Consider the following 21483-nt stretch of genomic DNA (forward strand, 5'->3'; position numbering starts at 1 on the left):
GGGCTTGCTCGCGAAGGCGGTGTGTCAGCAACCCTATGCTGTCTGACACACCGCCTTCGCGAGCAAGCCCGCTCCCACATTTTATATTTGTGGTGTTCTTAATAATAAGGATCAGGTCATGCGCGCATTGGCTGCATTGAGTCGCTTCGTCGGCAATACCTTCGCTTACTGGGTACTGTTTTTCGCGGTACTGGCTTTCCTGCAACCGCAATGGTTCGTTGGCCTGAAGGTCGCCATCGTGCCGCTACTGGGCCTGGTGATGTTCGGCATGGGCCTGGCACTCAAGCTGGAAGACTTTGCCGAAGTCGCCCGCCATCCGGGACGCGTAGCCCTGGGGGTGGTTGCCCAATTCGTGATCATGCCCGGTACGGCGTGGTTGCTTTGCCAAATGTTCAGTCTACCGCCGGAGATCGCCGTCGGCGTCATCCTGGTGGGTTGCTGCCCGAGCGGCACATCGTCCAACGTCATGACCTGGCTGGCTCGCGGTGATTTGGCCCTGGCCGTGGCGATTTCCGCCATCACCACCCTGCTTGCCCCGCTGCTGACCCCAGCGCTGATCTGGCTGCTGGCCTCGGCCTGGTTGCCGGTGTCGTTCTCGGCGCTGTTCTGGTCGATCCTGCAAATCGTGCTGGTGCCGATCGCGCTGGGCATCGTTGCCCAACGCCTGTTGGGTGCCCGGGTTCGTCATGCCATAGATGTGCTGCCGCTGATTTCGGTGGTGAGCATCGTGATCATTGTGGCGGCAGTGGTGGCGGCCAGTCAGGCGAAGATCGCCGAATCCGGCCTGCTGATCATGGCCATTGTGATGCTGCATAACAGCTTCGGTTATCTGCTGGGGTATTTCACCGGGCGTTTGTTTGGCTTGCCGCTGGCCCAGCGCAAAACCCTGTCACTGGAAGTCGGCATGCAGAACTCCGGCCTCGGCGCGGCGTTGGCGAGCGCACATTTTTCGCCACTGGCGGCGGTGCCCAGTGCACTGTTCAGCGTCTGGCACAATATTTCCGGAGCCCTGCTCTCGACGTATTTCCGGCGCATGAGCGAAAAACAGGACCGTGAAGCGCTTGCCCGTCAAACGGCGGATTGACCGAGCGACTTGATCGAACAGTCAGCATTGGGCATCCTTGTGCCCAATGCGGGGACGACCCCGCAACGCCATCGCGTCATTATCCGGGGACGACCCCATCCATCGATGAGGTGTGTGATGTCCTGGATCATTCTGTTTTTTGCCGGCCTGTTCGAAGTCGGCTGGGCTGTCGGCCTGAAATACACCGACGGTTTCAGCCGCCCGCTCCCCACCGCCCTGACCATCGCCGCCATGGCGATCAGCCTCGGCCTGCTCGGCCTCGCCATGAAGGAACTGCCGCTGGGGACCGCCTATGCGATCTGGACCGGGGTCGGTGCCGTAGGCACGGTGATCGCCGGGATCATTTTGTTTGGTGAGTCGATGGCGCTGGTTCGGTTGGCCAGCGTGGCGTTGATCGTTGCTGGGTTGATCGGGCTCAAGGTCAGCGCCTGAGCCCTCCCTGTAGAAGCAGACCTTCTAGGCACAAAGGAACTTGTAGGAACAAAGGAACGTGTAGGAGCAAAACCTGTGGGAGCAAAGCTTGCTCGCGATGACATCCTTGAGACCGTCATCGCGGGCAAGCCTTGCTCCCACAGCTCCTTGTTCATACAGTTCCTTCATACAGTTCCTTGTCCATACAGCTCCTTGTTCATACAGTTTTTTTCGTTTTAGCGGACAGTACCGCGCAACTCCCCCACCAACGCCTGCAATTTCGCCGGCTCAGCCACTTCCACCGCGACCGCCGAACCCGCCACCAGCGTCACCCGCGACCAGAACCGGCGAAACAGCCCCTTGGCCGGGTCGCGACTGAAGAAACTGCCCCACAAGCCCTGCAACGCCAGGGGGATCACCGGCACCGGGGTTTCCTGGAGGATGCGCGTCAGTCCACTCTTGAACTCATTGATCTCACCGTCACCGGTCAATTTTCCTTCAGGGAAAATGCACACCAGCTCGCCGTCCTTCAGGTATTGGGCGATTCGCTTGAAGGCTTTTTCGTAGATCTGAATGTCTTCCTGGCGCCCGGCAATCGGAATCGTCCCGGCAGTGCGGAAGATGAAATTCAGCACCGGCAGGTTGTAGATCTTGTAGTACATCACGAAGCGAATCGGCCGACGCACCGCGCCGCCAATCAGTAAGGCATCGACGAAGGAAACGTGGTTGCAGACCAACAGCGCAGCCCCCTCATCCGGTATCGCCTCCAGGTTGCGATGCTCCACGCGGTACATGGAATGGCTCAGCAACCAGATCATGAAACGCATGCTGAACTCAGGGACGATCTTGAAGATGTAGGCGTTGACGCCGATGTTGAGCAACGACACCACCAGGAACAGCTGTGGGATCGACAGCTTGGCCAGGCTCAACAACACAATGGAGACAATGGCCGAGACCACCATGAACAACGCGTTGAGAATATTGTTGGCAGCAATCACCCGCGCCCGCTCGTTCTCCACGGTGCGCGATTGGATCAATGCGTACAGCGGCACGATGTAGAAACCACCGAAGACACCCAGGCCAAGGATGTCGATCAACACCAGCCAGGCATGGCCGAAACCGAGCACTTCAAGCCAACCGTGGCCCTCGACACTGGCGGGAATTCCGCCGGAATGCCACCACAACAGCAGGCCAAACACGGTCAATCCGAACGAGCCGAACGGCACCAGGCCAATCTCGACTTTGCGCCCGGACAGCTTTTCGCAGAGCATCGAACCCAGCGCGATCCCCACCGAGAACACCGTCAGGATCAAGGTCACCACGGTCTCGTCGCCGTGCATCCATTCCTTGGCATAAGCGGGAATCTGCGTCAGGTAAATCGCCCCGACGAACCAGAACCAGGAATTGCCGACAATCGACCGGGACACCGCCGGGGTTTGCCCCAACCCCAGTTTCAGGGTGGCCCAGGATTGGCTGAAGATGTTCCAGTTCAAACGCATTTGCGGCGAGGCCGCCGCTGCGCGCGGAATGCTGCGGCTGGCCAAGTAGCCGAGCACGGCAACGCCGATGATCGCGGTGGACACCACGGGTGCGTATTGCGCCGAGGACATCATGATCCCGGCGCCGATGGTGCCGGCCAGGATCGCCAGGAAGGTCCCCATCTCCACCAAGCCGTTGCCGCCGACCAACTCTTCCTCGTGCAAGGCCTGGGGCAGGATCGAGTACTTCACCGGGCCGAACAATGCCGAATGCGTGCCCATGGCGAACAGCGCCAGCAGCATCAGCCACAAGTGATCGAACAGGAAACCCACCGCCCCCACCGCCATGATCACGATTTCGCCAAGCTTGATCAGACGAATCAGCGCGTCCTTGGCGAATTTTTCCCCAAACTGCCCCGCCAGTGCCGAGAACAGAAAGAACGGCAGGATAAACAGCAGCGCGCAGAGGTTGACCCAGATCGAGCGGTCGCCTTCGATGGTCAATTTGTAAAGGATGGCGAGGATCAGCGACTGCTTGAAAATGTTGTCGTTGAACGCGCCCAAGGACTGCGTGATGAAGAACGGCAGGAAACGCCGCGTGCGAAGCAAGGTGAACTGCGAAGGGTGACTCATCTTCCATGTTCCTGAGTGGCGTGGACACTTATTGGAATGAACGTTTTTCGATCCAGGCCACACATTACCTGTCTTTAGCGATTATTTCGCCAGCCCTGCAATGCAAGGCGACACAAACAGCTCGCCGTGCCAGGCGCCCTGGACCGTACGCCGTCCTACGATCAGCCACAGCACCACCAGCATGGCCACCAGTACGGCACCGAACACGCCGAAGAAACCCAGGCCCAGCAGCTCCGACAGCTTCAGTGTCGTCAGCGCGTACACGCCCAAGGGAAAGGTAAAGCCCCACCAGCCAAGGTTGAACGGAATGCCTTCGCGCAGATAGCGCGCAGTAATCAGCAGCGCCATCAACATCCACCACAATCCCAGGCCCCATAACGTGATGCCTGCCACCAGGCCCAAGCCGGCGGCGATCTCACCCATGCCGGGCAGGCCATTGGCGGCAAAAATCAGCGGGGCATCATTGCCTAGCAGCAACATGCCCAGGGCACCCGTGCCGATCGGGCCGAGGGCCAGCCAGCTCGAGGCGGCCATGTTTTCGTGAGGCAGCTTATGCAAAGCCATGCGCAACAGCAGAATCGTCAGGATGCTGAACGCCACCGGCAGGGAAAAGGCCCAGAGCACGTAGCTGGTCACCAGCATGACCAGTTGTGCATGAGCGTCGGCCAGGTGCGGCGCCAACAGCCCGCCGCTGGCCGCGGCGACTTCGGCGGCCACCACGGGCAGCAACCACACGGCAGTCATCTGGTCGATCCGGTGTTCCTGGCGGGTAAACATCAAGAACGGGATCAGTACGCCACAGGCCAGCGACATCGCCACGTCGATCCACCATAACGCTTCAGCCACCGGCACCACGCCCTTCCCCCAGCGCGGCAAGCCAAAGACCAGAAAGCCATTGATGATGGTCGCCAGCCCCATGGGAATGGTGCCGAAAAACATCGAGACCGTGGAATGGCCGAAAATCCGCCGCGCTTCGTCGTAAAACAGCACCCAACGGGCCGTGTACATAAGGGCGAACACCACGAACAACAGCGTATTGAACAACCACAATCCTTCGCCTAACGCGCGCAGGCCGGGCATCTGTGTCGGCCATTGCGCCAAGGCCAGCGCCAGCACACCGGTGCCCATGGTCACGGCGAACCAGTTAGGTGTGAATTGGCGAATGGCTTCCAGCGGCCTGGGCAAATGCCTCAGTGGGCGATAGCGGTTTTTTGCAGCGCAGCATGTCATGGCGAACTCCTGTCCTCGGATGAGGTAGAGCCATGCTAGAGCTGCATCGAATATCTATATAACGGGTAATTTCTCTATAGGTGATCTATTTTACAGATAAGCCTCAGACACTGCCCTCGGTCTCGATCACCAGGATTCTCGCTTCGCCCAAGGGTTTGGCGACATGTTCGGTGCCCACCGAGGCGTAAAAAATGTCCCCGACTTCCAGCAGGGTCGCCTTTTCGACACCCTCTTCCCGATAGCACATCTGCACCTGCCCATCGAGCACCACGAAGACTTCCTGGCCGTCGTTGATGTGCCATTTGTACGGCTGGTCGGTCCAGTGCAGACGCGTGGTGATGCCATTCATGTTGGCGATATCCAGCGCCGCCCAGGCACGGTCACCGGTAAAGGATTTGCTGCGAATGATTTTCAAGGGATCCGTCCGTAAGAAGATTGAGGTGCCAAGACTAACCTACCGCCAGCGGCACCTGCATGCCGGGTTTCAAGGCCGAACGCCATCGCTGACTGGTTTCACCGACTGACGCAGTCGAGCGGCTGATCAATGTGGTGGTGGCGCCGACGGTGTTCCGCATACTCTTTGCCACCGCACCGTTGGAGGCTGGGGAGTTGTATCGCTTGGTGGAGAATGCGTTGGGTCAGTGACGGCGCCATCGCGAGCAGGCTCGCTCCCACATGGGTTCTCCAGTGGACACAAGATTTGTATCCACCACAGATCCAATGTGGGAGCGAGCCTGCTCGCGAAGAGGCCCGAAAGAACCCCCAATAACCCGAGTACTCCCCCACCTGCGACACCCCACCACGCCTCGACCTTGGTCGACACTGACGAACCCGAGCGGGCATGCGAGACTGTCCTGCCGGGCTCAAGCCCCGGTGTCTTTGTCGGGGAGTTTTCATGTCGTTGTCCAGCGGGCTGATCGCCGTTGTCGCCCTGGCCTATATGGCCATCATGTTCGCCATCGCCTTCTACGGCGACCGGCGCAGCACACCGCTGCCACCACGGGTGCGGGCCTGGGTCTACAGCCTGTCGCTGGCGGTCTATTGCACCAGCTGGACGTTCTTTGGCGCCGTGGGCCAGGCCGCCGAACAGCTCTGGTCATTCCTGCCGATCTACCTCGGACCGATCCTGCTGCTCGTGTTGGCACCGTGGGTCCTGCAGAAAATGGTGATGATCAGCAAGCAGGAGAACATCACCTCCATCGCTGACTTCATCGCCGCCCGCTATGGCAAATCCCAATCCCTGGCGGTGGTGGTCGCGTTGATCTGCCTGGTCGGTGTGCTGCCGTACATCGCCTTGCAGCTCAAAGGCATCGTGCTCGGGGTGAACCTGTTGATCGGCGCCGGCGCCGATGCCATGGGCACCCGCGCCCAGGACACCGCGCTGATCGTCTCGCTGATCCTGGCGCTGTTCACCATCGTGTTCGGTACCCGCAACCTCGACGCCACCGAACACCACCGTGGCATGGTGCTGGCGATTGCCTTCGAATCCCTGGTCAAGCTGTTCGCCTTCCTGGCGGTCGGTGCGTTCGTGACCTACGGCCTATACGACGGCTTCGACGACCTGTTCAACCAGGCGATGCTCGCCCCACGCCTGGAGCAATATTGGAAAGAAACCATCAACTGGCCATCCATGGTGGTGCAGACCGGGGTGGCGATGATGGCGATCATCTGCTTGCCGCGGCAGTTCCACGTGACCGTGGTGGAAAACATCGAGCCCCAGGACTTGCGCCTGGCCAAGTGGGTGTTCCCCGCCTACCTGGCCCTGGCCGCGCTGTTCGTGGTGCCCATCGCCCTCGCCGGGCAAATGATGCTGCCCAGCTCGGTGCTGCCGGACTCGTTCGTCATCAGCCTGCCGCTGGCCCAGGCCCACCCGGCCCTGGCCGTGCTGGCGTTCATCGGCGGTGCATCGGCGGCCACCGGCATGGTGATCGTCGCCAGCGTGGCCCTGTCAACCATGGTTTCCAACGACATGTTGTTGCCGTGGTTGCTGCGCCGCAACGCCGCCGAACGCCCTTTCGAGGTGTTCCGCCAGTGGATGCTCTCGGTGCGCCGAGTGAGCATCGTGGTGATCCTGTTGCTGGCCTACGTCAGTTACCGCCTGCTGGGTTCGACGGCGAGCCTGGCGACCATCGGCCAGATCGCCTTCGCCGCGGTGACCCAACTGGCCCCGGCCATGCTCGGCGCGCTGTACTGGAAACAGGCCAACCGCCGCGGTGTGTTCGCCGGCCTCGCCACAGGGATTTTCCTGTGGTTCTACACCTTGGTACTGCCGATTGCCGCCCACAGCCTGGGCTGGTCACTCAGCAGCTTCCCGGGCCTGGCCTGGTTGCACGGCAATCCGCTGAACCTGCCGATTACCCCGCTGACCCAAGGGGTGGTCCTGTCCCTGGCCGGCAACTTCACGCTGTTTGCCTGGGTGTCCGTACTGTCGCGCACACGCGTCTCGGAACACTGGCAGGCCGGGCGCTTCATCGGTCAGGAAATCAGCGCCCGCCCCAACCCGCGCTCGATGCTGGCAGTGCACATCGAAGACCTGTTGCAACTGGCCGCGCGTTTCGTCGGCGAAGAACGGGCGCGGCAGAGTTTCATTCGCTTTGCCTACCGCCAAGGCAAAGGCTTCAACCCGAACCAGAACGCCGACAGCGAATGGATCGCCCACACCGAACGCCTGCTGGCCGGTGTACTCGGCGCCTCTTCGACACGCGCTGTGGTAAAAGCCGCCATTGAAGGTCGGGAAATGCAGCTTGAAGACGTGGTCCGGATCGCGGACGAAGCGTCGGAGGTGCTGCAATTCAACCGCGCCCTGCTGCAAGGTGCCATCGAGAACATCAGCCAGGGCATCAGCGTGGTCGACCAGTCTCTCAGGCTGGTGGCATGGAACCGGCGCTACCTGGAGCTGTTCAACTACCCGGACGGCTTGATCAGCGTCGGCCGGCCCATCGCCGACATCATCCGCTACAACGCCGAACGCGGCCTCTGTGGGCCGGGCGAGGCGGAAGTCCACGTCGCCAGGCGCCTGCACTGGATGCGCCAGGGCCGCGCCCATACCTCAGAGCGACTGTTCCCCAACGGCCGGGTCATCGAACTGATCGGCAACCCGATGCCCGGTGGCGGTTTCGTCATGAGCTTCACCGACATCACCGCCTTCCGTGAGGCTGCCCAGGCATTGACGGAAGCCAACGAGGGGCTGGAGCAACGGGTGGCCGAGCGCACGCGGGAATTGTCCCAACTGAACCTGGCCCTGACCGAAGCCAAGAGCACCGCCGAAGCGGCTTATCAGTCCAAGACCCGATTCCTGGCCGCGGTCAGCCACGACCTGATGCAACCGCTCAATGCCGCGCGCTTGTTCTCCGCCGCGCTGTCCCATCAGCACGACGGTTTGCCGAGCGAAGCCCGGCAACTGGTGCACCACCTGGACAGTTCACTGCGCTCGGCTGAAGACCTGATCACCGACCTGCTGGACATTTCCCGCCTGGAAAACGGCAAGATCAACCCCGACCGCAAGCCCTTCGCCCTCAACGAGCTGTTCGGTACCCTCGGCGCAGAGTTCACGGCGCTGGCCCAGGAGCAAGGCTTGAAATTCCGGGTGCGCGGCTCATCCCTGCGCGTGGACAGCGATATCAAGCTGCTGCGACGTGTTCTGCAGAACTTCCTGACCAACGCTTTCCGCTACGCCAAGGGCCCGGTGCTGCTGGGCGTGCGCCGGCGCAAAGGCGAGTTGTGCCTGGAAGTCTGGGATCGTGGGCCGGGCATCGCCGAGGACAAGCTGCAGGTCATTTTCGAAGAGTTCAAGCGCCTGGACAGCCACCAGACCCGCGCCGAAAAAGGCCTCGGCCTGGGCCTGGCGATCGCCGACGGACTTTGTCGCGTGCTGGGCCACAGCCTGCAGGTGCGCTCCTGGCCGGGGCGCGGCAGCGTGTTCAGCGTCAGCGTTCCCTTGGCCCAGACGCAAGTCGTCGCACCGAGCGCCGCCGCCGAACCCAACGGTCACTTGCCAAGCGGCGCCCTGGTGCTGTGCGTCGATAACGAAGACAGCATCCTGATCGGCATGAACAGCTTGCTGACACGCTGGGGTTGCCAGGTATGGACGGCACGCAACCGCGAGGAATGCGAGCGTTGGCTGGCCCAGGGCGGCCGACCGCAACTGGCGTTGGTGGACTTTCATTTGGACGACGGCGAGACCGGCACCGAGCTGATGGCCTGGTTGCGCACGCGCATGGGGGAACCGGTGCCTGGGGTGGTGATCAGCGCCGATGGCCGGCCCGAGACGGTGGCCCTGGTGCATGCGGCGGGTTTGGATTACCTGGCCAAGCCGGTAAAGCCGGCGGCGTTGCGGGCGCTGTTGAGTCGGCATTTGCCGTTGTAGTTCGGGGAAATGATGCCCTTGTGCAAGGACATCTTGGGGGACATTTTGTGGGAGCAAGGCTTGCCCGCGATGGCATCCTTGAGACCGCCATCGCGGGCAAGCCTTGCTCCCACAAGATATCCTTGCCACAGGTTTGTGCTTCAGCCTTGGGTTTGTGTTTCAGCCTTGGGTTTGTGTTTCAGCCTGGGTTTTCTCGCTGGCTTCTTCCGGCAACTCCGGCAGCCCGTCCACGCCGGTCATCGCCCGTTCGAGCAATTCGCTGGGCAAGCTCTTGCTGGCCCGGGCGCCGAGCAGCTTGAGCTGTTCGCTGCGGCTGATCAGGTTGCCGCGCCCTTCTGTCAGCTTGTTGCGCGCCGCGCCGTAGGCTTTGTCCAACTGCTGCAAACGACTGCCGATCTCGTCCAGGTCCTGGATAAACAGGACGAATTTGTCATACAGCCACCCGGCCCGCTCGGCGATTTCCCGGGCGTTCTGGCTCTGGCGTTCCTGCTTCCACAAGCTGTCGATCACCCGTAGGGTCGCCAACAATGTGGTCGGGCTGACAATCACGATGTTGCGATCGAAGGCTTCCTGAAACAGGTTCGGCTCGGCTTGCAGGGCGGCGGAAAACGCTGCTTCGATCGGCACGAACAGCAACACGAAATCCAGGCTGTGCAAACCGTCCAGGCGCTTGTAGTCCTTGCCGGCCAAGCCTTTGACGTGCGTTCGCAACGACAGCACATGTTGCTTGAGGGCCAGTTGGCCGATGGCGTCATCTTCAGCAGCCACGTACTGCTGGTAGGCCGTGAGGCTGACCTTGGAGTCGACCACCACTTGCTTGTCGCCGGGCAGGTAAATCAACACGTCCGGCTGGAAACGCTCGCCGTCCGGGCCCTTGAGGCTGACCTGGGTCTGATACTCGCGGCCCTTCTCCAGGCCGGCATGTTCAAGCACCCGCTCCAGGATCAATTCGCCCCAGTTGCCTTGGGTCTTCTGGCCCTTGAGTGCCCGAGTGAGATTGGTGGCCTCGTCGCTCAGGCGCAGGTTCAGTTGTTGCAGGCGCTCCAGTTCCTTGCCCAGGGAAAAACGCTCCCGGGCTTCGGCCTGATAACTTTCTTCAACGCGTTTTTCGAAGGACTGGATGCGCTCCTTCAGCGGATCGAGCAACTGGCCCAGGCGTTGCTGGCTGGTTTCGGCGAAGCGCTGCTCACGTTCGTCGAAGATCTTCCCGGCAAGCTCGGCGAACTGCGCCCGCAGCTCGTCTCGCGAACCTTGCAAATCATCCAGGCGTTGCTGGTGGCTCTCCTGCTGCTCACGCAGTTCGGCCTGCAACGACGCCGCCTGGGCATCGAGCCGGCGCAGCTCGGCTTCCTTGTTGGCGCGTTCGAGGTTCCAGGCGTGGGCGGCATCCCGGGCATTGTCGCGCTCGATCTGCAGCAAATCGACTTCACGGCAGGCTGCGGCAAGCTCGGCTTGCTTGGCGGCGTTGGCCTGGCTCAGGTCGCTGATCTCGTCGCGGCAGGCATCGAGCTGGGCGTTGAGGCCATCGTGGGCCATGTGGGCAGTAGCCAGACGCTCTTCCATCAGGGCCCGCTCGGTCTGCGCGGCGCTGGCCTGGCGTTGCAGGTGCCAGGCCAAGGCCAGCAATGGCACCGCAGCGCCTGCCAGGCCAAACAACAGGCTGGTCAAATCCATAGCCATGACAATTCCTGCCGATCAAATAAAGCCCGAAGGTTAACCAAGCGGCTGGGGGTTGCCCAGCTCAGTCTGCGATTTCAGTCTTCGATTTCACCGAGGGCCCGGCGGGCACGATCATCGCCGGCCCGGGCGGCCTGGCGCAGCAGGTCGTGGCCGATGCGTCGATCCCGAGCGTTGCCGCATTCACGGCACATCAACTGGCCGAGGCGACTTTGTGCAGCCACCACGCCTTCACGGGCCGGTTGCTTGAGCAAACGACCGGCCAAGTGCTTGACGCTGGGGCTGTCCCCCAGCCGCGGGTTATCGAGCAGCCACTCAGCCACCCGCATCGAAATGCGCTTGGGTGGGGTAACACGAGGAGGTGTTGAGGTAACAGGATTTGATACTGTGCGAAACTTCATAAAACACTGTGGGACAGATCGGAGGGCGCGCCACTCTACTCCTTTTTTCGTAGGGGTAAAGCCGAAAAAAATCCGGCACGCCCGTGCTAGAGCAAGCGCTTGGGACAATCCACAGAAGCTGTGGATAACTCAGTGGACAACCGACCCTTAACTCGCGCAAAGCCCTGTGGAACGGGGCCTGCGCTCAAACTGTCGATTTTTTCACCAGTAAAAAAAAGCGATGTTTTTCATTGACTTAAATTTTGGATACAGGCACCCACCCCGGATTGTTTCGACATGACAGAACGGTGACAAGGGGCACAGCAAGTGTGCACAAGTAACAGCTGAACGGGTTATAACGCTGCGATTTTTTGGCGCATCTGGCGGTATGAAGCTGGGGATAACCTCTCGCCATGCGCGACGCATGGGTAACCTGACCACACCAGCAGTCGTTGGGATCCTGTGCTACTCCTTCGTCCTTGGATCGGGTTGAAAACCAACACGTGGCGAGGGAGCTTGCTCCCGCTGGGCCGGGCTGGCGCTCCAGCGAGCAGCGGCCCTTTCTTTTGGGGCTGCTGCGCAGCCCAGCGGGAGCAAGCTCCCTCGCCACAGGCCATGCCCGACTTGCTGCCAGGGCTATTTGAATATTTTTTAACCATCCCTCTTCCCTTCATGGGATCGATCCGTTAGTATCCGCGGCGTTAGTACCAAGCTGAAAGTCAATTCCGGGTCGAACACATCTCCGCGGTCAGCCATCCTTCAAAGGACGCCTCACCGAAAAAAGGAGACCGACCCCCTCGATGGTTTCCAGGTAACCCTTGCGTCAACACAGCCTTTGATCGAATGCGAAGGGTGTTGCCAGGCTCATTACTCTGACCGAACCAACCTGCAAAATTGATCAGGATCTTCACCCCGGGCCCAGAACCTTTGCCCTCGATGTGTTGCCTGCCCTCCTAAGTACCTACCTGCCAGCCCAAGCGCGCACTTTATATAGCGCTCAAACTGGCTGCTTTGTTCCAGTCGGGTTCTTCGTTCGACCAATGGTGGTCGATGTTACTGGAACGTTTTAACGTTGCACGGTTCTTAACCGTGTCATTTGTAGGAACACCCATAACATGTCTACTCAAATCCAGACACAGGATGCCATCCGCACCCTAACCAACGCTTTTGCTCCAATGAACTGCCTGATCATGGCCGCTCGCAAAGGCTGCTTCAGCTTCACGCTGGTCAACGAACACGGCATCGCCCGTCACAGCGAACGCCTGTACCCCGACCAGTACTCCAGCGCCGAACCGCTGCAGGCCGTGATCGAGCGTACTCGCCAGGCACTGGTTGCCTGAGACGCCAGAAAGGCTGAAAACCCCAAAGGCCCCGCCCAAAAAGCGGGGCTTTTTATTGCCTCGTATTTCTCGATAAAACGAAACGCCGTAAGCACCAAGGGATATAACGGTTATAACCGTTGGCCGAAGATGTTTTAAAAACAGCCCTTTACAGCGGGAATATGACACTACACTTCAAGTCAAGCGGCATGATCCGCTTCCGGCGGAGCCTGGACCGATCCACTGCTGCCAAGCCCACACCCTTCCAGGCTCTGCCCATCTCTCATTTCGAGGGTTTTATGGGTATCGCTGCCAACGAACTGTGTCGATATGTGATCCGCCCGACGCTGCTTTACCTTGAGTGTCACAGCGCCACCGCGGAATCCTTGCTACTGGGCATTGCCGCCAGCCAGTCGGCCCTGGGCTCAGCCCTGCACGACCGACGCGGGCATGGCCTGTATCGCATTACCGAGACCCGACACCAGGCACTCTGGGACGATTACCTGGCACGAGATCCGGAACGGGCCAGCCTGGTCCGCGGCCTGGCCAGCCAGCATGCCTTTCTCAGTGGCCCGCACCTGGAATTGACCGTCAACCTGCGCTACGCCACCGCCATCGCCTGGCTGTTGGTGGAGGAACAGAACACCGCGCTTCCCGACGCCGATGACCTGCTGGGCATGGCCCGTATCTGGCGCCAGACCTTTCATCCCCAAGGGCGCCTGCGAGATTTCACCTGCGCTTGGCGAAGCTGTGTTTCACCGCTGAATCAGGTCGCTTGCTGACGGGAAATTTTGAAAGTTCCTACAACGGTCGCGAATTGGTCGGATTGTCCTACAAAACCGCTCTAAATCAAGCTATCCAGGCTATAGCGCTTGAACGAAAATGTTGGTAATTTTCGCCCCGGTGATCACCAGGAGTTCTAACAATGAAAAAAATGATGCTCAAAACCACACTTGGCCTTGCCGTTACCTTGGCATCCACGCAACTTTTCGCCAGTGGCTTTGCCTTGAACGAACAAAGCATCAGTGGCATGGGCACTGGTTTCGCAGGTCGTTCTTCCGCTGCCGATGACGCCAGCACCGTGTTCGGCAACCCGGCCGGCATGTCGCGCCTCAAGCGCCAGCAAGTCACCGGTGGCTTCGCCGCCATTGACGCCTCCACCGATATCGACGATGCCAGCGGCACCCAGTCCGGTACCAACAAAGGCGACATGGTTCCGCTCACTGGCGTCCCGATGGGTTATTACGTCAAGCCTATCGACGATCAATGGGCGTTCGGCCTGGGTGTATACGCACCGTTTGGCTTGATCACCGATTATGAAAACGGCTTCCAGGGCCGGAGTTTCGGCAGCAAGAGCGAAGTGAAAGTCGTCACGTTCCAGCCCACCGTCAGCTATGCCTTCAATGACAAGGTATCGATCGGTTTCGGCCCGACCATCAACCGTATTTCCGGCGCCCTGGAATCGCAGCTCGGCGTACCAGGCCTGCCTGAAGCCGGCGTGGAGATCAAGGGTGACGACATCGGCTACGGCTACAACATTGGCGTGCTGGTCCAGGCAACCGACACCACCCGTGTTGGCCTGACCTACCACTCCAAGGTCAAGTACAAGCTTGAAGGCCACACTGAAGTGAGCCCGGGTGCCGGTACACCTGGCTTCCTGCTTACCGACGGTCGCTACGACGCTTCGTTGGACATCACCACGCCTGAGTCGGTGGATTTTTCGGTGACCCAGCAAATCAATGATGCCTGGACCGTCTACGCCGGTAGCACCTGGACTCGCTGGAGCCGCTTGAAAGAAATCACGGTGGAAAACGAAGGCACCAGCACTGGCGGCGGCTTACTGAACCCGGCTCTCGGCACCATCACCGAAGAACAAAACTGGCACGACACCTGGGCCTACGCCATCGGTACCTCCTACCAGCTGAACAAACAGTGGGTACTGCGTACCGGCCTGACCTTCGACCAGTCGCCGACCAACAACCAGGACCGCTCGCCACGCATCCCTACCGGCGACCGGACCATCTTCAGCCTGGGCGCCGGCTGGAGCCCGACCGAAGACCTGACCATCGACGTCGCTTATTCCTACCTCAAGGAAGAAAAAGTCAACGTCAGCGGCGACAACGCCCTCGGCCAGTCCTATAACGCCAAATACGAAAACAGCGCCAACGGTTTTGGTGTCGGTGCAACCTACCGCTTCTGATGTTTCACGGCGAGCCTGAACCTTTCGCCACCTGAAGCGAAAAAGCCCCGCTCTCTGCAAAGAGGCGGGGCTTTTTCATGGCAGGCGATCAGGGCTTGGAGGCGATGGCGGTTTCTACCGCCTTGATGAAGTCCGGATCGTCAGGCTTGATCCGACTGGAAAAACTGCCAACGACTTTACCCTGGCGGTCCACCACGTACTTGTAGAAATTCCACTTCGGCGCGACGGATTGTTCAGCCAGATGCTTGAACAGCGGTATCGCATCGGCACCCCGCACCGGCTGCGGCTCGGTCATGGTAAAGGTCACGCCGTAATTGACGTAGCAGACCTTGGCGGTTTCAGCCCCATCCTTGGCTTCCTGCTTGAAGTCATTGGACGGCACCCCCAGCACTTGCAGGTCTTGGTCCTTGTAGCGCTGGTTGAGCGCCTCGAGGCCTTTGAATTGCGGGGCGAACCCACAGAAGCTGGCGGTGTTGACCACCACTAGGGGCTTGCCGGCGAAGCGTTGGCATAAGTCGATCGTTTCCTTGGCCCGCAGCTTGGGCAACGAACCCTCCAGCAACGGCGGGCAATCGGCGGCCCAGACGTGCCCGGTCATAGCCAGCAACAGGGCGGGAACAGCAAACCAGCGCATCAACATGTCGGTTTTCCTTAGAAGCATGTCAGACCACGACGTTACTCGCAGCGTCCGATGCCGTCCATTTGTTCAGCACGTGCCCATGCCCAGTTGCATCAAGGCCAACCCACCTTGGTGCCAACCCCACCAGGCAAACGCCAGCAGCAGGCCGGCACCGACAGCGATCAACCACGGGCCGACGCGACTCATGCCGCACCGACCTGGGCTTGCAGGCGCGCCACCGGACGTTCACGCACTGGCCAGTTCAACGCCGCCGCCAACAGGCTGAGCAGGATCGACACCTGCCAGATCAAGTCGTAGCTGCCGGTACGGTCGTACACCACCCCGCCCAGCCAGCCACCGAGGAACGAGCCCAACTGGTGGAACAGGAACACGATCCCACCCAGCATCGAGAGATTTCGGACACCAAACAGCGTCGCTACCGTGCCATTGGTCAACGGCACCGTCGAAAGCCACAGAAAGCCCATCGCCATGCCGAACAGGTACGCCGTGGTGGTCGTCACTGGCAGCCAGAGGAACAAACCGATCACCACCGCCCGCGCCAGATACAACCCGGTCAACAGGCGTGGCTTGGACATGCGCCCGCCCAGCCAGCCGGCGGTGTAAGTACCGAAAATATTGAACAACCCCACCAGGGCCAGCACGGTAGTGCCGACGCTGGCCGGCAGGTGTTGGTCCACAAGGTAGGCCGGCAGATGCACACCAATGAACACCACCTGGAAACCGCAGACAAAAAAGCCCACCGCCAGCAGCCAGAACCCAGAGTGGCTGCACGCCTCGCGCAAGGCTTCCCCCAGGGTTTGTTCATGGCCGACCACCGGCAATGGCGCATCCTTGAGCATGCTCACCAACGGCACGATCAATGCCACCAACAGCCCCAACGTCAACAGCGCCGCCGACCAACCGAGCCAACCGATCAGTCCCAGCGTACCGGGCAGCATGGCGAACTGGCCGAAGGAACCGGCGGCGCTGGCAATGCCCATGCCCATGCTGCGTTTTTCCGGCGGCACGGCCCGTCCGACCACACCCAGAATCACCGAGAATGACGTGCCCGACAGGCCAATACCAATCAACAGCCCCGCGCTCAATGACAACGACCATGGCGAGTCGGCCATGCCCATGAACACCAGGCCGACGGCATAAAGAATACCGCCGATCAGCACTACCTTTGCCGCACCGAAGCGGTCGGCCAACGCGCCGGTGAACGGCTGCGCCAAGCCCCAGATCAGGTTCTGCAAGGCAATGGCGAAGGCGAACACCTCACGGCCCCAGCCGAACTCGGCACTCATGGGCGCCAGGAACAGGCCGAAGCCATGGCGCACGCCCAAGGACAACGCCAGGATCAGCGCGCTGCCCACCAGGACCCAACCACAGGTACGCCACATCGATGTCATTCTTATTCTCCGGTCGCGGGTATATACCCACTTATCATCGGACGAACCGGCTTCACGCCAGTTCATCCAGCAAGGCCAGCAAGGTCGCGCGCTTTTCCGCGCCCAGCTTATCGATCAGTTTCTGTTGCGCCGCTTCCCAGGCCGGCAACGCCGCCGCCAACCGGGCGTGCCCGGCGTCCGTGAGCACGACGATGCGGTTACGCAAGTCATCCCCTTCGGCCAGCGCCACCAGCCCCTCGCCTTCCAGCACCCGCAGGTTGCGCCCCAGGGTGCTGCGGTCCAGGCCCATGGCCTCGGCCAGGGAAGAAATACTCGGCTGGTCCAGGCGCGCCAGGTTGTTCAGTAAAGAATACTGGGCAACGTTGATCCCGAAGCCATCAAGGGCGCCGTCGTAATACCTGCTGACGCCACGGGCGGCACGACGCAGGTTGATGCACAAGCATTGGGAAGGAAGCATGGTGCGTGTATATACCCGTGGTTGGCGGAATGCAAATTTAAAAAGGGGAAACACAAAATCCCCTCGCCACAATGAATCATCCAATTCATATAAAAATCAAAGGCTATCAACCACTGAAGCCTGACAGCCTATGCAGCCATTCATCATCCAGCGCGACCACCTGTAATGTCTGACAGGTTTCAGGGGTTTTGAATCAAGCTATAAACGAAACCGTGCCTCCAGCCCTGCCTCAGGGCCTGAAGACGGGTCGTGCGAACCATGCCATCTAGAAGTAGGAAGATTCCGCCACCCCCACGCCATCATTGATGATGAATGGGAGTTTCAGTCATGTACCACAGCACCGCGATTTCTGGACGTTCGTCGCCATATCAAGACCATTACCCCTCCACGGAGAGCATCCAACCCCAAGCGATTCGACTCACCAAACGGGAAAAGGAATTCCTGCAGTGGAGCGAAGCCGGTAAATCTTCCTGGGAGATTTCCATGATCGTCGATTGCAGCGAAGCCAACGTCAATTATCATTTCAATAATATCCGCCGAAAATTCGGGGTCAGTTCGCGTCATCTTGCAGGGAAAATCGCGCGGGAACGCGGATTGATCTGAGCGGCTCAGATGGTGTCTCGGTGGTTGGGATGTATCTGACGCTCCGAGGCTTGCTAAGCCGGGTCCTACACTCAACCACCGCAACCACTTTCGGCACGACGCCTATGGCGATGCGCGAGCGTCTCAGGGGCACCTTAGATAGGCCGATGTGCAACGCCCTCGTCAAAGATCACTTAAACAGCCCCCTAGAACAATCCATCCGTTTATTACCCAAAAAACAAGGAGCAGGATTCATGCACATGGATCCGCTCCCGGTTTTTTAATCAACACCTATAGCCATACCAATGCTCATTGCTGCCTAAGGTTCCAGGCCGTTTCCGCGGTCATCTTCATTTTTTGTGGAGGCGCAGTATGACTTTCAGACACACGCGCCCGTGGTGGGACCTGTAATGATGAACGGTCGCCTATGCCCAAAGTTTGAGACCGCGCGGACGGGGCGTTGCGACTGGGAGCTGGACGCGAATCGAAAGTCGGCCGAGCGCCTCCTGCTGCTACCCTCCTGGATGGGGAGGTTCCGTTCCATCCAGCAGTACTTGGCGCGCCCCAACGATAAGCATTTCCGTTAGGGGAATTCGCATTAGACGGCACTAAACTCACCAATGCAGCGACCCCCGCAATCGCAGCAACCACCGACAACGCTATCCGCGTTTCGCCTTCTGTGAAAGCGGCTGCAATACCAGTCCCGGTCGCTATCACTCCGAAAATCAAGAAACCTATTCCCGCATGCCCGCTCGGATCAACCTTACCCGGATCCCCCTGACAGTAAGCATACGCATTCACCCCCCCCTCCCCAAACGGACTCCAACTGTCCGGACTATGAAACCTCATCAACACCGGATTGAACGCCCGATACCCCTTCCCTAATAAATACCACCCGGTTTGCGTTTCCCGCCGTTCGCCGTTGTAACCCAGGTGGCCCCTGACCGACGCCTCATCCACGCGATGACCATACGGCGCATAAACAACCTCTTGGGTTGCCTCCTGATTGACCTCCCACAGCACGCTGTTCTTGTTATCACCGGCCAACAATAACGACTTTGGGTCGGCACCTTCCTGGTGCTCGGCGAGCACGACACCTTCTGCGCGGATGAAAGTGCTGCTATTGGCGCCTTTGATTTGGCTCGACAATTCACCGTCCTGGTAAAAGCGCTGCTCTTGCCCGCTCCCATCGTCCAGGCCGGTCAGCGTGTCCAACGGATCGTAGCTGTAGCCGGAAGGGGACTCACCCGACAGGCCGCTGACAGAAATCAACCGACCGAGGGGGTCGTATTCGAGCGTACGGTTTTCTTCGTCGCGGATAAGGTGGCCATCCGGGTTGTATTCGAGCTCTATGCTGGTGGGATAATCCGCATGAGTATTAGTGACGCGACGCAACTGCGTCGGATCGAGGGGGGAGTCGTAGATATAAATCGCCCTGTTTGTGCCACCGGCAAAGGACGTCAACACTAATTCGATATTGTCCAACTCGTCGAATTTAAACACCTGACCGGTGATGGGCTTGTTGTACGGATCAATGGGCGGCTGAGTACCGTTACACGTGTAGTTTGTCAGACGTCCACGCAAGTCATAGCGATAGGATTCGTCACGCAGCACGGCGCCGCCCTGACTCAAGGTCCGCGCCTCCAAACCATCGACATCGTTGTAGACCTGGCTCAGTTGCTGCTCAACGCCGTCGAGGTCGAAGGTGCGCAAGGTTTCGCGACCGAACTCGTCGTACTCCAACGTAATGCCTACGCTCTGTCCACTGTGACTATCGTGCGTATGGATACTTGCCGTCTGACCCAACGAGTCGTAGGTGAACGTCGAGACGGTAGTGCCCAGTTGCGTCTGTTCCAGGCGTCCTTGAGCGTCATATGCATAATTCTGCTCCTGCTCTAAAACATCCGTGTAGGCACACAAGCGACCAAGCCGGCTGTAACGGTAATGCATGGAGTATTCATTGCCCCCCACGACTCGCCGCTCGCTTTTTGGTTCCCCGGTGCTGTAGTAATCACGGATGAGTTGCAAGCCTTGTTCCTGGCAACTGGTCAGGCGTGCGTTCTCCCGGTCGTACTCGTAATCGGCCGAGATATTCCCCGCCAGGCTCCGCCGTAGCGGTTCGGCGCCCAACTCCGGCTGATATTCATACTCGATGACTTTACCGCTGGGGGTGGTCACCGTATGGGGTTGTGTTTGCCCGGGCTCATAGGTGAACACCTGCTCGCGACCGCCCGTAGTTGAGCTGATCATGCGGTCAAGACCATCGAACAGTTGGGTGCCAAGCTCCCTATCGTTGACGCTGATCAAAGTGGGCAGGTCCTCGCGACTGTGCTCGGCGTAGCGACGCCGAACCACAGCGGTGTCGGGCAAGGTATTTTCGGTCATCCGGTCGAAAGCGTCGTAACCATAGAGCGTCTCGCGCTCAAACACTGGGAATCCGACAATCTCTTTCACAGTCCGACCAAGCCCGTCATAAAAATTGCGTTGCAAACTGACGGGCTGTTCGGCCAAATCGAACCTTTCGATACGGGTCGGCTTTTCGAACAGATTGAGCCAGGTCTCGGTGACTCCGCTGACTTTCGGCGCAGGTAATGAACCTTCGCGCCAGCTACGCTGGATCGGCCCCTGGGACTCGGACGTACCGATCGGGTCAGTCTGCTCGAACGCCTTCACACCGTCCGGGCCGGTGACACAGTATTGCGTGCCCCAGTCGTCGTACTCGTATTCCGTTGTAAGAACCCGTACATCCTCACCCAACCAATCGTGCTCCGACTCTGCGATCAAATTACCGAACACGTCGTAATCCGCAGCATAGATCTGGCGTGGCGTGCTGGCTCGGCTGGGGTTATCCGCGTCGTCCCGCTCTTCATAGATCGCCCGGTTGAGTCCGTCGAACTTCGTACAGGTTTCAACCTGTTTAACATCAAACATCCGTTGTTCGGCCTGTTGCCCGGCAACAGCACAAAGAAAATACTTATAGCTGCGGTGTGCAGCATAAGCAGTACCGGGCGCGACGGTTTCACGAGTCACTCGCCGTAGCGCGTCATACTCGTAATGGATTTCTACGTTATTGTCATCGCGATTGAGCAGCGGCTCGCCATTGAGCATCGAATGCCACAACGTGACGACTTTTTGTACATTTCGCCCATCCTGTTCGTGGTCGAAACCGGTCAGGGTTTCAACCGTCTGCAGCACGCTTTCCTTGAACACCGGGCTGTCGAGCGTGCTGTACGCATAATCGGTGCGGGTGGCCTTCCCATTCATCGTCACCGTCTGGCTCGAAACGCGCCCGTGCAGGAACGCATCGGTCCGGTCGTCGATATGTTCGAAGAGCGTGCGTTCCAGTTCGGTTTCAGTGGTCCCAAGTAGCATCAGGGTCTCGCTTTCTACCGTGAGCCATTGCTTCAGAGGCAAATCTTCCGGCGGGCAATCCTCCGGCAGGCAGTCCCCCAGTTCCGGCAAACCTTTATAGCGATAACGGGTACACAGCGTCGGGGCCTGGCCATCGGCCGGCTGGGCGGGGTTGACGATCTGCTCCTTCAGGCTGCGCACGAACCCCTCCGGGTCGGCCGGACAGCCATCGCCGCCCGCAGCGGGATACCACGTGCTGGTTTCGATGACGCCATTGGCCAGGG

17 protein-coding genes and 1 pseudogene are annotated in these 21483 nt (G+C 59.7%); 8 read left to right on the forward strand and 10 right to left on the reverse strand.

Annotated elements, in window-relative coordinates; genetic code table 11:
* Window positions 1-118 precede the first annotated feature (118 nt).
* Window positions 119-1084, forward strand: coding sequence for a bile acid:sodium symporter family protein (locus J3361_RS28275; protein ID WP_207967304.1), 966 nt, complete (start codon window positions 119-121; stop codon window positions 1082-1084).
* A gap of 117 nt (window positions 1085-1201) precedes the next feature.
* On the forward strand, window positions 1202-1516 hold the full coding sequence (gene sugE / locus J3361_RS28280; protein WP_003204587.1) for a quaternary ammonium compound efflux SMR transporter SugE: 315 nt from the start codon (window positions 1202-1204) through the stop codon (window positions 1514-1516).
* A 215-nt stretch (window positions 1517-1731) separates the two neighbouring features.
* On the opposite strand, the gene J3361_RS28285 is transcribed toward sugE, so the two are convergent.
* The 4 genes from J3361_RS28285 to J3361_RS29760 all read right to left on the reverse strand — a co-directional run bounded on the left by J3361_RS28285 (window position 1732) and on the right by J3361_RS29760 (window position 5411).
* Window positions 1732-3606, reverse strand: coding sequence for an MFS transporter (locus tag J3361_RS28285; protein ID WP_207967305.1), 1875 nt, complete (start codon window positions 3604-3606; stop codon window positions 1732-1734).
* A gap of 81 nt (window positions 3607-3687) precedes the next feature.
* Window positions 3688-4836 (reverse strand): TDT family transporter, encoded by a 1149-nt coding sequence (locus J3361_RS28290; RefSeq protein ID WP_207967306.1) that lies wholly within the window; start codon window positions 4834-4836, stop codon window positions 3688-3690.
* A gap of 103 nt (window positions 4837-4939) precedes the next feature.
* Window positions 4940-5251 carry a cupin gene (locus tag J3361_RS28295; RefSeq protein WP_207967307.1) on the reverse strand — a complete coding sequence of 104 codons (312 nt, stop codon included), beginning with the start codon at window positions 5249-5251 and terminating at the stop codon, window positions 4940-4942.
* A gap of 34 nt (window positions 5252-5285) precedes the next feature.
* Window positions 5286-5411, reverse strand: a complete 126-nt coding sequence (locus J3361_RS29760; RefSeq protein ID WP_279382102.1) for a hypothetical protein — start codon at window positions 5409-5411, stop codon at window positions 5286-5288.
* Between J3361_RS29760 and J3361_RS29625 the strand changes: the two are divergent.
* Both J3361_RS29625 and J3361_RS28300 read left to right on the forward strand, forming a co-directional pair.
* Window positions 5365-5481, forward strand: a pseudogene (locus J3361_RS29625) (TetR family transcriptional regulator); the annotation flags it as partial. The gene J3361_RS29760 and the pseudogene J3361_RS29625 sit on opposite strands and share 47 nt — an antisense overlap.
* Before the next feature lie 250 nt (window positions 5482-5731).
* A complete protein-coding gene (locus J3361_RS28300; protein WP_207967308.1) occupies window positions 5732-9202 on the forward strand; it encodes a PAS domain-containing hybrid sensor histidine kinase/response regulator in 3471 nt (1156 codons plus the stop codon).
* Between the two features lie 159 nt (window positions 9203-9361).
* Here J3361_RS28300 and rmuC read toward each other — a convergent pair whose 3' ends face one another.
* Both rmuC and J3361_RS28310 read right to left on the reverse strand, forming a co-directional pair.
* Entirely contained in the window at window positions 9362-10768 is a 1407-nt protein-coding gene (rmuC, locus tag J3361_RS28305) for a DNA recombination protein RmuC (RefSeq protein ID WP_243459059.1), read from the reverse strand.
* Window positions 10769-10956: 188 nt separating this feature from the next.
* Window positions 10957-11280, reverse strand: a complete 324-nt coding sequence (locus J3361_RS28310) for a sel1 repeat family protein (protein WP_207967310.1) — start codon at window positions 11278-11280, stop codon at window positions 10957-10959.
* 1094 nt (window positions 11281-12374) lie between these two features.
* Between J3361_RS28310 and J3361_RS28315 the strand changes: the two genes are divergently transcribed.
* The 3 genes from J3361_RS28315 (at window position 12375) to J3361_RS28325 (ending at window position 14778) form a co-directional block, all read left to right on the forward strand.
* Window positions 12375-12599, forward strand: a complete 225-nt coding sequence (locus tag J3361_RS28315) for a hypothetical protein (protein WP_008051046.1) — start codon at window positions 12375-12377, stop codon at window positions 12597-12599.
* 278 nt (window positions 12600-12877) lie between these two features.
* Window positions 12878-13360, forward strand: coding sequence for a hypothetical protein (locus J3361_RS28320; protein ID WP_207967311.1), 483 nt, complete (start codon window positions 12878-12880; stop codon window positions 13358-13360).
* A gap of 143 nt (window positions 13361-13503) precedes the next feature.
* Window positions 13504-14778 carry an outer membrane protein transport protein gene (locus tag J3361_RS28325; RefSeq protein WP_207967312.1) on the forward strand — a complete coding sequence of 425 codons (1275 nt, stop codon included), beginning with the start codon at window positions 13504-13506 and terminating at the stop codon, window positions 14776-14778.
* Between the two features lie 88 nt (window positions 14779-14866).
* On the opposite strand, the gene J3361_RS28330 is transcribed toward J3361_RS28325, so the two are convergent.
* The 3 genes from J3361_RS28330 to J3361_RS28340 all read right to left on the reverse strand — a co-directional run bounded on the left by J3361_RS28330 (window position 14867) and on the right by J3361_RS28340 (window position 17266).
* Window positions 14867-15418, reverse strand: coding sequence for a glutathione peroxidase (locus tag J3361_RS28330; protein WP_207967313.1), 552 nt, complete (start codon window positions 15416-15418; stop codon window positions 14867-14869).
* A 182-nt stretch (window positions 15419-15600) separates the two neighbouring features.
* On the reverse strand, window positions 15601-16809 hold the full coding sequence (locus tag J3361_RS28335) for an MFS transporter (RefSeq protein WP_207967314.1): 1209 nt from the start codon (window positions 16807-16809) through the stop codon (window positions 15601-15603).
* A 52-nt stretch (window positions 16810-16861) separates the two neighbouring features.
* Window positions 16862-17266, reverse strand: coding sequence for a MarR family transcriptional regulator (locus J3361_RS28340; protein ID WP_072348667.1), 405 nt, complete (start codon window positions 17264-17266; stop codon window positions 16862-16864).
* A gap of 327 nt (window positions 17267-17593) precedes the next feature.
* On the opposite strand from J3361_RS28340, the gene J3361_RS28345 reads away from it, so the two are divergent.
* Window positions 17594-17869: a LuxR family transcriptional regulator gene (locus J3361_RS28345; RefSeq protein WP_207967315.1), complete on the forward strand. Its 276-nt coding sequence runs from the start codon at window positions 17594-17596 to the stop codon at window positions 17867-17869.
* Window positions 17870-18157: 288 nt separating this feature from the next.
* Here the strand turns inward: J3361_RS28345 and J3361_RS28350 are convergent, their stop codons facing one another.
* The gene (locus J3361_RS28350) at window positions 18158-21400 is read right to left on the reverse strand and encodes an RHS repeat-associated core domain-containing protein (protein WP_347709647.1); all 3243 of its coding nucleotides are present in this window, start codon (window positions 21398-21400) and stop codon (window positions 18158-18160) included.
* Window positions 21401-21483: the final 83 nt, after the last annotated feature.

The organism is Pseudomonas sp. OA65, from assembly GCF_017498305.1.
GTDB lineage: Bacteria > Pseudomonadota > Gammaproteobacteria > Pseudomonadales > Pseudomonadaceae > Aquipseudomonas > Aquipseudomonas zanjanensis.

Excerpts from the sequence above, each read along its gene's own strand:
- J3361_RS28275 (WP_207967304.1), top strand. The coding sequence starts at position 119 with ATGCGCGCATTGGCTGCATTGAGTCGCTTCGTCGGCAATACCTTCGCT.
- sugE (WP_003204587.1), top strand. The coding sequence starts at position 1,202 with ATGTCCTGGATCATTCTGTTTTTTGCCGGCCTGTTCGAAGTCGGCTGG.
- J3361_RS28285 (WP_207967305.1), bottom strand. The coding sequence starts at position 3,606 with ATGAGTCACCCTTCGCAGTTCACCTTGCTTCGCACGCGGCGTTTCCTG.
- J3361_RS28290 (WP_207967306.1), bottom strand. The coding sequence starts at position 4,836 with ATGACATGCTGCGCTGCAAAAAACCGCTATCGCCCACTGAGGCATTTG.
- J3361_RS29760 (WP_279382102.1), bottom strand. The coding sequence starts at position 5,411 with ATGCGGAACACCGTCGGCGCCACCACCACATTGATCAGCCGCTCGACT.
- J3361_RS28300 (WP_207967308.1), top strand. The coding sequence starts at position 5,732 with ATGTCGTTGTCCAGCGGGCTGATCGCCGTTGTCGCCCTGGCCTATATG.
- J3361_RS28310 (WP_207967310.1), bottom strand. The coding sequence starts at position 11,280 with ATGAAGTTTCGCACAGTATCAAATCCTGTTACCTCAACACCTCCTCGT.
- J3361_RS28315 (WP_008051046.1), top strand. The coding sequence starts at position 12,375 with ATGTCTACTCAAATCCAGACACAGGATGCCATCCGCACCCTAACCAAC.
- J3361_RS28320 (WP_207967311.1), top strand. The coding sequence starts at position 12,878 with ATGGGTATCGCTGCCAACGAACTGTGTCGATATGTGATCCGCCCGACG.
- J3361_RS28325 (WP_207967312.1), top strand. The coding sequence starts at position 13,504 with ATGAAAAAAATGATGCTCAAAACCACACTTGGCCTTGCCGTTACCTTG.
- J3361_RS28330 (WP_207967313.1), bottom strand. The coding sequence starts at position 15,418 with ATGTTGATGCGCTGGTTTGCTGTTCCCGCCCTGTTGCTGGCTATGACC.
- J3361_RS28335 (WP_207967314.1), bottom strand. The coding sequence starts at position 16,809 with ATGACATCGATGTGGCGTACCTGTGGTTGGGTCCTGGTGGGCAGCGCG.
- J3361_RS28340 (WP_072348667.1), bottom strand. The coding sequence starts at position 17,266 with ATGCTTCCTTCCCAATGCTTGTGCATCAACCTGCGTCGTGCCGCCCGT.
- J3361_RS28345 (WP_207967315.1), top strand. The coding sequence starts at position 17,594 with ATGTACCACAGCACCGCGATTTCTGGACGTTCGTCGCCATATCAAGAC.